1 protein-coding gene is annotated in these 277 nt (G+C 65.3%); it reads left to right on the top strand.

Features of this window, described 5'->3' with window-relative positions:
- Window positions 1-277: tRNA adenosine(34) deaminase TadA (gene tadA, locus FEI13_RS18910; RefSeq protein WP_240036584.1), on the top strand; the 277-nt coding region annotated here is incomplete at both ends.

Genomic DNA, 277 nt, shown 5'->3' with positions numbered 1-277 from the left:
ATGCCATGGCCCTGGCAGCCAGGGCAGAGGGGATAGGCGAGATCCCGGTGGGCGCCGTGCCGGTGCTGGAGGACAAGATAGTGGCAGAGGGGTGGAATCGCTCCATCAGCGAGCACGACGCCTGCGCCCATGCCGAGGTGATGGCGCTTCGGGAAGCGGGCAAGCAGCTTGAAAACTATCGCCTGCTCGACACCACCCTCTATGTGACGCTGGAGCCCTGCTGCATGTGTGCCGGCGCCCTCATCCACAGCCGGGTCAAGCGGGTGGTCTATGGTGC

Source organism: Halomonas urmiana (assembly GCF_005780185.1).
GTDB lineage: Bacteria > Pseudomonadota > Gammaproteobacteria > Pseudomonadales > Halomonadaceae > Halomonas > Halomonas urmiana.
Note: the sequence above shows the minus strand (reverse complement) of the source record. Positions and strands in the feature narration are given on the sequence as shown.